The organism is Burkholderia sp. PU8-34 (assembly GCF_053427725.1).
Map to the genome: position 1 here is coordinate 276,696 of NZ_JBSAXC010000003.1, position 13,391 is coordinate 290,086.

A 13,391-nucleotide genomic window follows, 5' to 3' on the forward strand; every position below is an offset into this window, starting at 1 on the left:
AATCCCGTTCGGAGAGATATCTCATGAAACTGCTACACATCGATTCCAGCATCCTCGGGCAAGGATCCGTCAGCCGTGATCTGTCCGCGGAGGCAGTCGCGACCTTCCGGGGCAGCCATCCCGACCTTGTGGTCGCACGTCTCGACCTTGCCGCCACACCGATCGGCCATCTGACGGCAGCGCACCTCGCGGCCGCGCAGGGCGCGCCGGTCGACGATGCATTGAAGTCCGACGTTGCGATGGGCCAGGCCGCGCTCGACGCATTCCTGGCAGCCGACATCGTGGTCATCGGCGCGCCGATGTACAACCTTGGCGTGCCGTCTCAACTGAAGGCCTGGATCGACCGCATCTCCGTCGCCGGGAAGACGTTCCGCTATGGGGACCACGGCCCGGTCGGACTGTGCGGCGGCAAGAAGCTGGTCATCGCGTCGTCGCGTGGCGGTGTTTACAGCGAAGGCACGCCTGCTGCCATCTTCGATCATCAGGAAACCTATCTGAAGGCGGCGTTCGGCTTCCTGGGCATCACGGATATCACGTTCATACGCGCGGAAGGTGTGGCGATGGGGCCGGAGGCGCGCAGTGGGGCCATCGCATCGGCGAAGAAAGAGACTGCCGCGCTCGCTGCGTGAGCTGGCGCGGCCCAAACGAAATCCCACTGGAGAGCGATCATGTCGAACACCCGGAAGCTCATTGCCGTCGTCGGCGCAACCGGTCAGCAAGGCGGTGCCGTCGTGCGGGCACTGCAGGCGAGCGGTCGATTCAAAGTGCGCGCGTTGACGCGCAATCCGGACAAGCGTCCGAAGCTGGGCGACGAAGTCGTTCTGGCGGATTTCAATCGTCCGGAAACGCTGAAAGCCGCGTTTGCCGGCGCACACGGCGTTTTCCTGGTGACCAATTCGTGGGAAGCCGGTGCGGATGAACCGGAGCAGGCACACGCCGCCGTCAACGCGGCGAAAGAGGCCGGCGTGCAGCACCTCATCTGGTCGACGCTTCCGGACGTGGAGGCGATCAGCGGCGGCACGATCGATGTTCCGCATTTCACCGCGAAGGCGAAGGTCGAGCGCATCGTGCGGGAAGCCGGCTTCGCTTGGCACACGTTCGTGATCGCGCCGTTCTACTACCAGAACCTGATCGGCGTGATGGCGCCTCAGAAACAAGCGGATGGCACCGCAGGTTGGGTGCTGCCGCTTGATCCCGAGCAGCGGGTCATCCACATGGGCGACATCACGGAGCTCGGCCGTATCGTGGCGGGTGCGTTCGCGCAGCCGGAACTCGCGGGGCACGGTGAGCACCTGCCGCTGGTCGGCGATTTCCTGAGCTTCAACGAGATCATCGCCACCCTGAATCGTCAAGGAAACACGCTCTCGTTCAAGCGCGTCCCGCGCGAGGTTTTTGCTGGCTGGTTCCCGGGCGCCGAGGGCATCGCGGCGATGCTCGCCTACTTCGAAGCGCACACGTATCTCGGCTCGGACTCGCGCGACGCGATCGCGCTGGCCAACAAGGTCGCCGGCCAGCAGCCGACGAATTTTGCTGCGTGGTCCAAAGCGAACTTTGTGATCCCGGCTGCCGCCTGAAATCACATCTCTCCAAACGAGAGGAATCCTTGAAGCGCACGAAGACGTCAATTGCGCGGAAACCGATACAGACATCTGACCAGACACCTCATCTGTGTCAGGTCAAATACCTGGAACCAACCCCATGAACGCCGTCATCCAGACTCAGCCCAGCCCCGTCGTCGGGGTCGGCCGTAACGTCATCTTCCGCACGCGCGGCCACGCGCACGGGCCGGTCGTCCGCATGGCCAGCCCCTCAGACGTCGGCGAGATGATCAAGCCGTTCGTATTTCTCGACCTCGTCGATACGCAACAGGCGGCTGGCCCACAGAGTTTTGGCTGGCATCCGCATTCGGGCATCGCCACGTTGACCCTGGCGATGGAAGGGCAGGCTCGCTATGTCGAATCCCTCGGCCACGAGGGAACGATGGCGGCGGGCGATATCGAATGGATGAGCGCCGGTCGTGGCGTCTGGCATTCCGGCGTCGCCGAGCCGCCGATGAAGGCCTTCCAGTTGTGGGTCGCGTTGCCACAGGAACGCGAGCTGGCTCCCGCGTTCAGCCAGCATCTTTCGGTCCACGACATCCCGTCGGACGGCCCGGCGCGCGTGCTGCTCGGCCGTAGCGGCGAGGCGGTCAGCCCGATTGATGCGCCGCCGGGCGTCAACTATTTCGTTGTGGAGCTCACACGCGGCCAGCGCTGGCGCTACCAGCCGCCGCAGGGCTACCGGGTCGGCTGGGTCGCAGTAATGGACGGTAGCCTGCGCACGCCCGAGCCGGTCGACAAAGGTGAGCTGGCCGTATTCGACCAATCCGACGCGGCGATCGAATTCGAAGCCGTGTCCGATGTGCGCTTCGTGCTCGGTACGGCGATCCCGCATCCGCACGATCTCCACCTTGGCTACTACTCGGTGCACACCAGCCCCGCGGCGCTGGTCGAGGGCGAGCGCGAAATCGCGCGCATCGGTCACGAGCTGCGCACCAAGGGCGTGTTGCGTTGAGTCGATGATCGACTTGCCCATCCCCCCGATATCCGCTGTGCAGTTCTGAACTGCCGGCATCCGACAGGAGCTTTCCATGACGCATGGCATCGACGAGCGCAAACGCTGGCTTGCCCTGATCGTGCTCTGCCTGGGCATGCTGATGATCGTACTGGACACGACCATCGTGAACGTCGCACTGCCATCCATCCGGGCAGACCTGGGCTTTACCGAGACTTCGCTCGTGTGGGTGGTCAACGCCTACATGCTCACCTTCGGCGGCTGCCTGCTGCTTGGCGGGCGGCTGGGCGATCTTTATGGCCACCGCAAGCTGTTCCTCGGCGGCATTGCGCTGTTCACGCTGGCGTCGCTCGCATGCGGCACGGCGAATTCGCCAATCGTGCTGGTAGGCGCGCGCGCCGTGCAGGGTTTGGGCGGCGCGGTCGTCAATGCCGTTTCGCTGTCGCTGATCATGACCCTGTTCACCGAGACCGGCGAACGGGCCAAGGCGATGGGCGTGTACGGCTTTGTCTGCGCGGGGGGCGGCAGCATCGGCGTATTGCTTGGCGGCCTGCTGACCAACCTGCTGAGCTGGCACTGGATCTTTCTCGTCAACTTGCCCATCGGTATCGCCGTCTATGCGCTGTGCGTCGCGCTGCTGCCGTCGGCACGCGGCCAGGCCCATGGCGAACGGCTCGACGTGGCCGGCGCGGTGACGGTGACGGCTTCGCTGATGCTCGCCGTGTACGCAGTCGTGAACGGCAATGAAGCGGGCTGGACCTCGGCGCAGACGCTGGGTTTGCTGTTCGCCGCGCTGGCGCTGCTGGCCGCGTTTCTGGCGATCGAAGCGCGCGCGCAGCATTCGTTGATGCCGCTCGGCCTGTTCCGCATGCGCAATGTCGCGATTGCCAATGTGGTCGGCGTACTTTGGGCGGCGGCGATGTTCGCGTGGTTCTTCATGTCCGCGTTGTATCTGCAGCGCGTGCTCGGCTATCGGCCGTTGCAGGTCGGCCTCGCGTTTTTGCCGGCCAGCCTGATCATGGCGTTCTGTTCGCTCAGCGTGTCGGCGCGCGTGGTCATGCGCTTCGGTCTGCGTCTTCCGCTTGCCGTCGGGCTGCTCGTCGCGGCGTGCGGCCTCGCGCTGTTCGCGCGGGCCCCGGTGAACGGCAACTTCGTATTCGACGTGCTGCCCGGCATGATCCTGTTCGGTGTCGGCGCGGGTATCGTATTCAATCCCGTGCTGCTGGCTGCGATGAGCGACGTCGATCCGAGCGATGCGGGCCTCGCGTCCGGCATCGTCAATACGTCGTTCATGATGGGTGGCGCGCTCGGTCTCGCGCTGCTCGCAAGTCTCGCCGCCGCGCGCAGCGACGCGATGCGGGCATCCGCAAGTGCCGCGGCAGCGCTCAACAGCGGTTATCACGTGGCGTTTCTGTTCGGTGCGATTCTCGCGGCGGCGGCGGGTGTGCTGGGCGGCGTGTTGCTGCGGCGCGGGCAGCCGGGCGGCGCCGGCGCGCGACCGGCCGCTGACAGTGAAGGCGTGGCGACAGTGCGCTCCGCACCGACCACCGGCAACGCGGCAGCGACAGAGCACGGATGACGTGTCATCAGCCGTTTCGGCGGTCAGTCATGCCCGACAGCAAAACCGCGAGCGCGATCGGATGTACCGGTTCGCTACGCGCGCGCGACGGCCCGCACAGCACCGACTCGGCACTCACTCGTACCGCAGCGCCTCGGCAGGGCGGACCCGTGCGCTGCGCCAGCTCGGATAGAGCGTCGCGAGCGACGACATCAGGAATGCGACCACGCCGACTTCGACGACGTCGGCCGCGACGAGCTTCGATGGAAGCTCGCTGAGGAAATATACGGAAGGCGTCAGGAACTGGATGCCGAGCGCGTGCTCGATCGCGGGCAGCAGCCACGGGATGCTCGCCGAGATCGCACAGCCGAGTGCCACTCCGGCCATCGTCCCGACGAAGCCGATCGTCATGCCCTGGATCATGAAGATCTTCGTGATCGAGCCCGGTTGGGCGCCGAGCGTGCGCAGGATCGCGATATCGGCCTGCTTTTGCGTGACCGTCATCACCAGCGAAGAAACGAGATTGAACGCCGCGACGGCGATGATCAGCAGCAGGATCACGAACAGCATGCGTTTCTGGAGCTGCTCGGCGACGAACCAGGTCTTGTTCTGCTGGGTCCAGTCGCGGATGTAGAGATCGCCGGACAGCGACCGCGACAACTGCAGCGCGATCTCCGGCGCGCGCTCCATGTCGTCGACGCGCAACCGCACGCCCGTCGGCGCGGCGAGATGGAACAGCGTTTGCGCGTCGCTGATGTGGATGAACGCGAGCGCGCTGTCGTACTGGTAGTGTCCCGATTCGAACGTGCCGACCACCTTGAATTGCCGGAACTGCGGCAGCAGGTCGTGCATCGGTGTCGAGCCGCCGGGCGCGAAGAACGTCAGCCGGTCGCCGACCTGCACCTGCAGGTTGGCGGCGAGCGCGGACCCGAGCACGACGCCGAGCTCGCCCGGAACGAGCGCGTCGAGGCGGCCGCTCTTCATGTCTTTCGCGATGTCGGACACCCGGGGCTCGAGCCGCGGATCGATGCCGCGCAATGCGACGCCCGTCACCTTGCCGCCGTGCGTGAGCAGCGCCTGGGCCTCGACGTACGGTGCCGCAGCCTTGACCGACGGGTTGTCGAGCGATTCGCCGGCGGTCCTCATCCAGTTCGGCATGGTTCCGGTCGGCGAGAAGATCTCGACGTGCGCGAGCACCGACAGCATGCGGTCGCGCACTTCGCTCCTGAACCCGTTCATCACCGACAGCACGATGATCAGCGCCGCCACGCCGAGCGCGATGCCCGCCATCGACACGGCGGCGATGAACGAAATGAAGCCATTGCCGGTCGTGCGCTTGCCGGCGCGCGTATAGCGCCATCCGATTTGCCATTCGTACGGGAGTTTCAACCGGATTTCCTCTGCGTGCGCGCCATGCCCTGAAGCGGAGCATTCTAGCGAATATCGTATGCGCGACTTGTCGGGATTTGTGGCGCCGGCGCGAGCCGCTCGCCGCGCTACCCGTGCGAGCCGAGCCGAAACACGCTGCGCAGCTCGTCGTGATTGTGCACGTTGAGCCTGCGATAGATCTTCCGCACGTGATCGACGACGGTGCTGTCGCGCAGCGCGAAGCCGCGGGCAATCTCGCTGTGCGAGCGGCCGAGCACGAGCTGCGTGCAGAGCTGGCGCTGGCGCTCGGTCAGGCCGAACTGGAAGCCGAGCCGTTCGATTTCCAGCTCGAGCGGCGGAAAGTGCTCGATGTAGATGACGATCGCGAAGTCGCGCCGCAATGCGCCCGCGTCGGCGAAGCGGTAGGCCTTGAAGCGGAACCGGCCGGCCGTATTGCGGCGTTCGAGCGTCGCGGGCGGCGCGGGGTGGCCGCGCCAGATCCGGTTCACGTTCGACAGCAGCGGCAAGAGCCAGTCCGGCAAGCGGTCGTGACGATAGAACGCGAGCGGCTCGCCGGTCGCGAGCGACAGCATCCGGATGCTGTCCGCGTTGTGCAGCAGCAGCCGGCCTGTGTCGTCGACGACCACGATCGCGGACAGGCAACCTTCCGCTTCATGAAGCGGCGCTTGCACCGGCCGCGACAGCGCATGCGCGAGATGCCGCGCAATGGGCTCGAGATCGCGATGATTCTTTTCGGAGAACGGAGGACTGCCCGGCGCGCGTGAAAGCTGCAGACTGCCCCAGCCGCGCGTGCCGTCCGTCGCGGTCAGTTCGAGGCAGTGCCGCATCGAGACCGGCTGCCACAGGTCCGCATACATGGCGCTCGACAGCAGCGCGTCGTCGTAGCGGACGCTGTTGTCGAAGCCGCGTCCGCGGCGCATCGCGTCGGAGAACGTGACGCCGAGCACTTCCTGCCGCACGGTGTTGTGGACGTTCGCGAAATACGCGGGCAGCATCGAGTAGACCGAGTCGTTCTCGCTGTACACGTCGGACAGCGCATAGTGCTCGTCGGCGTAGAAGAACATGCCCCAGTCGGCGCCGACGATGTGCCGCGCAGCTTCTATCACATGAGGAATGACGAGGCGCGGCTCGACGCCGAGCGAACAGAGCCGTCGAATGTGACTCGCAAGCGCGACGTGCTTGTCAGACATGAAGGTGCTCCCCGAGCGCGCGGCCAACGCGCTCGCAGGAATGCAGCGAGGCGGCCGTTCGCGCGTTCTGCAACGTGTGTCCAGCTTAGACGCCCAACATGACAACTGCGGCAATTGCCCCCTTTCAAGGGGGCGTCAAACCGGCAAGCGGTTCCTATGATTGCCCCATTCCGGCTGCATTCACGTTGTGCGGACCTCATCGCGTCCGGCGCGCGGGATCCGTCCGATGCGTGCGATGGCAACCGGAGTATCCGATCCGCGATGCGGCGACACGCGCCAGCAACACGACGACTCGACACGCGCGACACGACTGCACCGCGACTGTGCGCATCCCGATGCGCTGGCCCGGGGGAAACGTAGGGGGAACGTCACGGATGAACGACGATACCGCGCGTGCGAGCCGGCTGGTGCAGCCCTGTCGATCTCGCGTGCCGACGCGGCGCACGTCACGATGCAGGTGACTGCGTGATGCAGCGGCACGAAAGCGGAGCGTCGAAATGTGCGGACGGTGGAGCATCGGCGCCGCTCGCATCGTATGTGTCGCTTGGCGGCTTCATGTGAGGTGCCACGATGAAGACTGTGTACAAGGCGGCGCTGGCCGCCGTTTGCGTGCTGGGCGCGGTGGGGCTCGCCCGGGCGCAGGAGGGGAGCGCTCCGGCGTCGTCCATGACGCCTTCCGACTCCGCGATCAGTGCAACGGCGGTGGGCGGCATGCCCAGTGCCGGTTCGCAGGCGGGTAGCCCGGCCGGACTCACGCGTGCGCAGGTCAAGCAGGAATATCTGCGCGCGAGGCAGTCGGGCGAGCTCGATCGCCTCAACCAGCTCTACGGCGGCGGCCAGTAGCGGCCGACGCGACGATACGGCGCGGCCGCCGCATCGCTCGGCCGCGTCGCCAGTCGGCACCGCGCAGCAAGCGGCGTAGCGTGATGGGGTGCGATCACGCATCGCCGGCGGGCAGATTCCGGCGTAAAAAGGGGAGGAGCACCGGTCGTACAAGCACGCCGCGAGCGTGCCGTCAATGCGATGTCGAGCATTCGTTCGAAGGGCCTGTCACACGCGCGTCACCCTGCTAGAATTCGGCTGCCGCATTGTTTCGATTGACCGATGAGATTGCTTGACGCGCTGGTCGAACAGCGTATTGCCGCCGCCGCCGCGCGGGGCGCGTTCGACGATTTGCCGGGTACCGGCGCGCCGCTGGCGCTGGACGACGACCTGCTCGTGCCCGAGGAGGTGCGGGTGGCCAACCGTATTCTGAAGAATGCGGGTTTCGTGCCGCCGGCCGTCGAACAACTGCGCGCGCTGCGCAATCTGCATGACGAACTGCGCGCGGTCAGCGACCGCACGACGCGCTGCCGGCTGCAGGCGAAGATGCTGGCGCTCGACATGGCGCTCGAGTCGCTGCGCGGTGGCCCGATGACGGTGCCGCGCGAATACTGCCGCCGCATCGCGGCACGCCTGTGCGAGCGCGGGCTCGACTACGCGGCCGCTGAAGCGGGGCCGATGTGACGTCCGACGTGCTGCCGGGCGAGCCTGCCGAACCCACGACCGACATTCCTGCACCCGTTGACGCACCGGTATCGGCGCGCGACGCGCATTTCATGCGTCTCGCGCAGGCCGCCGCCGACGAAGCGCGTGCCGCCGGCGAAGTACCGGTCGGCGCCGTGCTGGTGCGCGGCGACGAGGTGATCGCACGCGGCTTCAATCATCCGATCGGCGGGCACGACCCGTCCGCCCATGCCGAAATGGCCGCGCTGCGCATGGCCGCCCAGCACCTGCAGAATTACCGGATGCCCGGCTGCGAGCTGTACGTGACGCTCGAACCGTGCCTGATGTGCGCAGGCGCGATCATGCATGCGCGGATCGCGCGCGTCGTGTACGGCGCGGCCGACCCGAAGACGGGTGCTTGCGGCAGCGTGATCGACGCGTTCGCGAATCCGCAGCTCAATCACCATACCGAAGTCGTCGGCGGCGTGCTGGCCGACGAGTGCGGCGCTGCGCTGAAGTCGTTTTTCGCCGAGCGTCGCCGCGCATTGCGCGAGGCGCGGCTCGCGCGCGAGCAGGCGTCCGGCGCGTCGTAACGCCGGTGCGGCGCTACCGTGAACCCGACGCAGTTCCGGCCCTCTAAGCTGCTTTGACCACCGACACGCCCCGCTCATGACCGTCCCGTCCGCCGCCACCTATTCCATTCGCCTGCTGGCACCGTCCGGCTATCCGCACGATCCCGACGCGATCAATCGCGCGCTCGAACGCCTGAGCAACGCACAGCACCGCGTCGACAACCTCGAGGCGACGCAGCGCCGCTACCAGCGCTTCGGCGGCACCGACGGCGAGCGGGCGGGGGACCTGAACCGGCTCGCCGATCCCGCGCGGCCGTTGCCCGACATCGGGCTCGCCGTGCGCGGCGGCTATGGCGCGGCGCGCATCCTGCACGGGCTCGACTACCGCGGCCTCGAACGCCGGCTGCGCGACCAGCCGATCGCGCTCGTCGGCCACAGCGATTTCACGGCGGTCCAGCTGGCGCTGTACGCGAAGGCGCGCATCAAGACGTTCGGCGGCCCGATGCTGTCCGCCGATTTCGGCGCGGAAACGCCGAGCGAATTCACGATGCGGCATTTCTGGCAGACGATTACGCAGCCAACCACGACGATCGTCGCGGAGGCGCCGCAAGTGCAGAGCGTCAATGTGTCCGGCACGCTGTGGGGCGGCAATCTCGCGATCCTCACGTCGCTCGTCGGTACGCCGTACATGCCCGACATCGACGGCGGCGTCCTGTTCGTCGAGGACGTCAACGAACAGCCGTTCCGGATCGAGCGGATGATCTACCAGCTTCATCTGTCGGGGCTGCTCGCGCGCCAGCAGGCGCTCGTGATCGGCCAGTTCACCGGCGCGAAGCCGTTCGAATACGACAACGGCTACGACATGCAGGCGATGCTCGAGCAGGTACGCGCGGTGATCGGCATTCCGGTCGTGACGGGGCTGCAGTTCGGTCACGTCCCCGACCTGGTGACGCTGCCGTTCGGCGCTCAGGCGCAGCTCGTCGCGAATGCGCACGGCTTCCGGCTTACGCTGTCGGACTATCCGCATCTCGGCTGACGGCCGGCCGCGGGCGAATGAAACAGGCGGGTCTTCCGCCTTTTTCTTTAAGCAACTACGCAACTAACGGAAAATGATCTTTGCCCGCTTCGACAGCAGGGCGCTCGCGCGTTGCACCAGTTTTGTCAACAAAATGTCTGGCCATCAGGCACGTCAGATCTGCCTCGGGAGGTGACAGAGGCTCGTCGTGCGCGGATTCGATGCGAAATGCACCGTGCTGTGACATCGCGAAGCCCGGCGATTGTGCAAAATTGGCGAAATGAATTGTTGACAATCTTTATGTCCGTTCTACGATATGGATCATCAACCGATGCAGATCATGAACGAACCCGAATCCGTCCTGTCCGGCACGCCCGGTCCTGAAGCGATCGCCGAACGCATCCGCACCGCGATCCTCGAGCATCGGCTCGCGCCCGGCGCGAAGCTGACCGAGGCGCAACTCTGCGACGTGTTCGGCGTGAAGCGGGGGACGATCCGGCAGGCGCTCGCGCTGCTCGCGACCGACCGGCTCGTCGACCTGGAGCCGAATCGCGGCGCGTTCGTCGCGAGCCCGACGCTGCAGGACGTGCACGAGGTGTTCGAGATGCGCCGGATCATCGAGCTGGCCGTCGTCGAGCGGCTCGCGACGGGGCCGGGCGCGAAGCGCCTGAAAGGCGTCGCGGCACTGATCGACAAGGAACGCAAGGCGTTCGAGCGGCGCGATTTCCCCGCGTGGATCCGCCTGTCGGGCGAGTTCCACACGGCGCTCGCGGCGCTGATGGGCAACGAGACGCTCAGCGCGTGCCTCGACGGGCTCGTCGCCCGCTCGACGCTGATGTCGGCACTGTATGAATCGCACGGACGCAGCCCGTGCTCGTTCGACGATCACGGCGAGATTCTCGCCGCGCTGGAGGCGGGGGACGCAAAGCAGGCGGCGGAGCTGATGGCGCATCACCTGCAGCACGTCGAACTGAAAATGCTGGACCGTCCCGCGCAAGGGGCGGTCGACCTGCGCGAAGTGTTCGGCGGCGCCGCGTAAGCTGCGACCCGAACCCGACCACGCGCCACAAGAACCGAAGCATGCCGATCCGCGGCGCGGGCCGCGGACCGCAAGTCCGACTCCGGCCGACGATCCGGGGCGATTTCGATGACGTTGAAGCGGCCGTCCGGCCGCGGTCAAGGAGAGGTCATGGCTCAGTTCAGTGTGGCGCACGACAGTGCGTATCCGGCGGAAGGCGGCGAGGAAGAGCGTGCTGCACACATGCCAAATGGTTTCAGCGAACGTCTGTATAACGAAGATTTGGCACCCCTGAAGAATCAGGCGTGGGGGTCATACAACATCTTCGCGTTCTGGATGTCGGACGTGCACAGCGTCGGCGGCTACGTGTTCGCGGGCAGCCTGTTCGCGCTCGGATTGACGAGCTGGCAGGTGCTGATCGCGCTGATCGTCGGCATCGGCCTCGTGAACGTGCTGTGCAACCTGATCGCGCGGCCGAGCCAGCAGATCGGCGTGCCGTATCCGGTCGCGTGCCGCGCGACGTTCGGCGTGCTCGGCGCGAACGTGCCGGCCGTGATCCGCGGCCTGATCGCGATCGCGTGGTACGGGATCCAGACTTATCTCGCGTCGAGCGCGCTCGTGATCGTCGTGCTGAAATTCTTTCCGCAATGGCTGCCGTATGCGGACGTGCACCGCTACGGCTTTCTCGGGCTGTCGGCCGTTGGCTGGACCGGGTTCATGCTGCTGTGGGTGCTGCAGGCATTCGTGTTCTGGAACGGGATGGAGACGATCAAGAAGTTCATCGACTTCGCCGGCCCGGCCGTCTACGTCGTGATGTTCATCCTTGCGGGCTACATGGTGTGGCGTGCGGGCTGGCGCAACATCGGGATCAACCTCGGCGGCGTCAGGTATCACGGCGCCGAAGTGATTCCGGTGATGATCACGGCGATCTCGCTCGTCGTGTCGTACTTCTCCGGCCCGATGCTGAATTTCGGCGATTTCTCCCGCTACTGCCGGACCTTCGGCGACGTGAAGCGCGGCAACTTCTGGGGGCTGCCGGTCAACTTCCTCGCGTTTTCGCTCGTCACGGTGATCACGACCGCCGCGACGCTGCCGGTGTTCGGCGAACTGATCACCGACCCGGTCGAGACGGTCGGGCGCATCGATCATCCGACCGCGGTGATTCTCGGCGCGCTGACGTTCACGATCGCGACGATCGGCATCAACATCGTCGCGAACTTCGTGTCGCCGGCATTCGACTTCTCGAACGTCGCGCCGCGCCTCATCAGCTGGCGCGCGGGCGGGATGCTCGCAGCCGTCGCGTCGATCTTCATCACGCCGTGGAACCTGTTCAACAACCCGGCCGTGATCCACTACACGCTCGACGTGCTCGGCGCGTTCATCGGCCCGCTGTACGGCGTGCTGATCGCCGACTTCTACCTCGTCAAGCGCGGCAGGCTCGTGCGCGACGACCTGTACACGATGTCGGAACACGGCACGTACTGGTACACCGGCGGCGTGAACCGTCGCGCGCTCGGCGCGCTGCTGCCGGCCGCGCTGATCGCGATCGTGTGCGTGATGATGCCGGGCTGGCAGGGCGTCGCGAACTTCTCGTGGTTCATCGGCGCGGCGCTCGGGTTCGTGTTCTACCGGGTGCTCGTCGGCACCACGGTCAATACCAGCGCCAAGGCCTGAGGAGCGTGCGATGAAAATCAAGCTGATCAATCCGAACACGACGCAGCGGATGACCGACGCGATGGGCCGCTGCGCACGCGAGGTCGCGGGCGCCGGTACCGCGGTGGTCGCGGTCAGCCCGCCGATGGGCCCGCCGTCGATCGAAGGGTATTACGACGAGGCGCTTGCGACGCCCGGGCTGCTCGCCGAAATTGCGCAAGGCGAGCGCGACGGCTTCGACGCGTACGTGATCGCCTGTTTCGGCGATCCCGGGCTGTATGCGGCGCGCGAACTCGCGCGCGGGCCCGTGATCGGCATTGCGGAAGCGGCGATGCATGCGGCGAGCGTGCTCGCGCCCGGCTTCTCGGTCGTCACGACGCTCGCGCGTACCTGCGGGATGGCGTGGCATCTCGCCGAGCGCTACGGGATGAAGCGGTTCTGCCGCAACGTGCGCGCGACCGACGTCGCGGTGCTCGAGCTCGACCGGCCGGGCTCGGCCGCACGCCGGATCATTGTCGACGAGTGCCGGCGCGCGCTCGACGAGGACGGCGCCGACGCGATCGTGCTGGGCTGCGCGGGCATGGCCGAATTCGCGCACGAGATCGAACAGCAGATCGGCGCGCCGGTGGTCGAAGGCGTGACCGCGGCGGTGAAATGGGCCGAGGCGCTCGTCGCACTGCGGCTCGCGACCGCGAAACGCGGCGACTACGCGCGCCCGCTGGCGAAGCGCTACGACGGCGAATTCGCGCGCTTTAGCCCGTCCGCGCACGCGTCGGCCGCGATCCCGGCGTCAACTGTGGCCGTTGCAGCCGGGGGCACCGCACCCGGGGCCGTCGCGCCGGAACCGGCCCCAACTTTGCCGCATCCGCACATACACACCGTCTGACACGCACTATCTGCGCCGCTGTATGGGCGCATATGGGCGTTTTCGCTACACTGGGCCGTCATCGCATCGGTC

General features: G+C 66.4%; 13 protein-coding genes. 11 read left to right on the forward strand and 2 right to left on the reverse strand.

Annotation, left to right across the window (positions count from 1 at the left end; genetic code table 11):
* The first annotated feature begins 23 nt into the window (after positions 1-23).
* The 4 genes from ACV22Z_RS09570 to ACV22Z_RS09585 all read left to right on the forward strand — a co-directional run bounded on the left by ACV22Z_RS09570 (position 24) and on the right by ACV22Z_RS09585 (position 4,132).
* On the forward strand, positions 24-629 hold the full coding sequence (locus ACV22Z_RS09570) for an FMN-dependent NADH-azoreductase (RefSeq protein WP_448076061.1): 606 nt from the start codon (positions 24-26) through the stop codon (positions 627-629).
* Positions 630-731: 102 nt separating this feature from the next.
* A complete protein-coding gene (locus ACV22Z_RS09575) occupies positions 732-1,574 on the forward strand; it encodes an NmrA/HSCARG family protein (RefSeq protein WP_448076062.1) in 843 nt (280 codons plus the stop codon).
* 124 nt (positions 1,575-1,698) lie between these two features.
* On the forward strand, positions 1,699-2,553 hold the full coding sequence (locus ACV22Z_RS09580) for a pirin family protein (RefSeq protein ID WP_448076063.1): 855 nt from the start codon (positions 1,699-1,701) through the stop codon (positions 2,551-2,553).
* 76 nt (positions 2,554-2,629) lie between these two features.
* Positions 2,630-4,132: an MFS transporter gene (locus tag ACV22Z_RS09585; protein ID WP_448076064.1), complete on the forward strand. Its 1,503-nt coding sequence runs from the start codon at positions 2,630-2,632 to the stop codon at positions 4,130-4,132.
* Positions 4,133-4,246: 114 nt separating this feature from the next.
* Here ACV22Z_RS09585 and ACV22Z_RS09590 read toward each other — a convergent pair whose 3' ends face one another.
* Entirely contained in the window at positions 4,247-5,500 is a 1,254-nt protein-coding gene (locus ACV22Z_RS09590; protein ID WP_448076065.1) for a lipoprotein-releasing ABC transporter permease subunit, read from the reverse strand.
* Positions 5,501-5,607: 107 nt separating this feature from the next.
* Complete coding sequence (locus tag ACV22Z_RS09595; protein WP_448076066.1) at positions 5,608-6,690, reverse strand: helix-turn-helix transcriptional regulator; 1,083 nt, start codon at positions 6,688-6,690, stop codon at positions 5,608-5,610.
* A 570-nt stretch (positions 6,691-7,260) separates the two neighbouring features.
* Here ACV22Z_RS09595 and ACV22Z_RS09600 point away from each other — a divergent pair.
* The 7 genes from ACV22Z_RS09600 (at position 7,261) to ACV22Z_RS09630 (ending at position 13,319) form a co-directional block, all read left to right on the forward strand.
* Positions 7,261-7,533, forward strand: a complete 273-nt coding sequence (locus tag ACV22Z_RS09600; RefSeq protein WP_448076067.1) for a DUF4148 domain-containing protein — start codon at positions 7,261-7,263, stop codon at positions 7,531-7,533.
* A gap of 261 nt (positions 7,534-7,794) precedes the next feature.
* Positions 7,795-8,196 (forward strand): DnaJ family domain-containing protein, encoded by a 402-nt coding sequence (locus ACV22Z_RS09605; RefSeq protein WP_448076068.1) that lies wholly within the window; start codon positions 7,795-7,797, stop codon positions 8,194-8,196.
* An 8-nt stretch (positions 8,197-8,204) separates the two neighbouring features.
* Entirely contained in the window at positions 8,205-8,768 is a 564-nt protein-coding gene (tadA, locus tag ACV22Z_RS09610; protein WP_448076383.1) for a tRNA adenosine(34) deaminase TadA, read from the forward strand.
* 76 nt (positions 8,769-8,844) lie between these two features.
* Positions 8,845-9,783, forward strand: a complete 939-nt coding sequence (ldcA, locus tag ACV22Z_RS09615; RefSeq protein WP_448076069.1) for a muramoyltetrapeptide carboxypeptidase — start codon at positions 8,845-8,847, stop codon at positions 9,781-9,783.
* A 310-nt stretch (positions 9,784-10,093) separates the two neighbouring features.
* Complete coding sequence (locus ACV22Z_RS09620; RefSeq protein WP_448076070.1) at positions 10,094-10,801, forward strand: GntR family transcriptional regulator; 708 nt, start codon at positions 10,094-10,096, stop codon at positions 10,799-10,801.
* 150 nt (positions 10,802-10,951) lie between these two features.
* Positions 10,952-12,454: an NCS1 family nucleobase:cation symporter-1 gene (locus ACV22Z_RS09625; RefSeq protein WP_448076071.1), complete on the forward strand. Its 1,503-nt coding sequence runs from the start codon at positions 10,952-10,954 to the stop codon at positions 12,452-12,454.
* Positions 12,455-12,464: 10 nt separating this feature from the next.
* Positions 12,465-13,319 carry an aspartate/glutamate racemase family protein gene (locus ACV22Z_RS09630; protein WP_448076072.1) on the forward strand — a complete coding sequence of 285 codons (855 nt, stop codon included), beginning with the start codon at positions 12,465-12,467 and terminating at the stop codon, positions 13,317-13,319.
* Positions 13,320-13,391 lie beyond the last annotated feature (72 nt).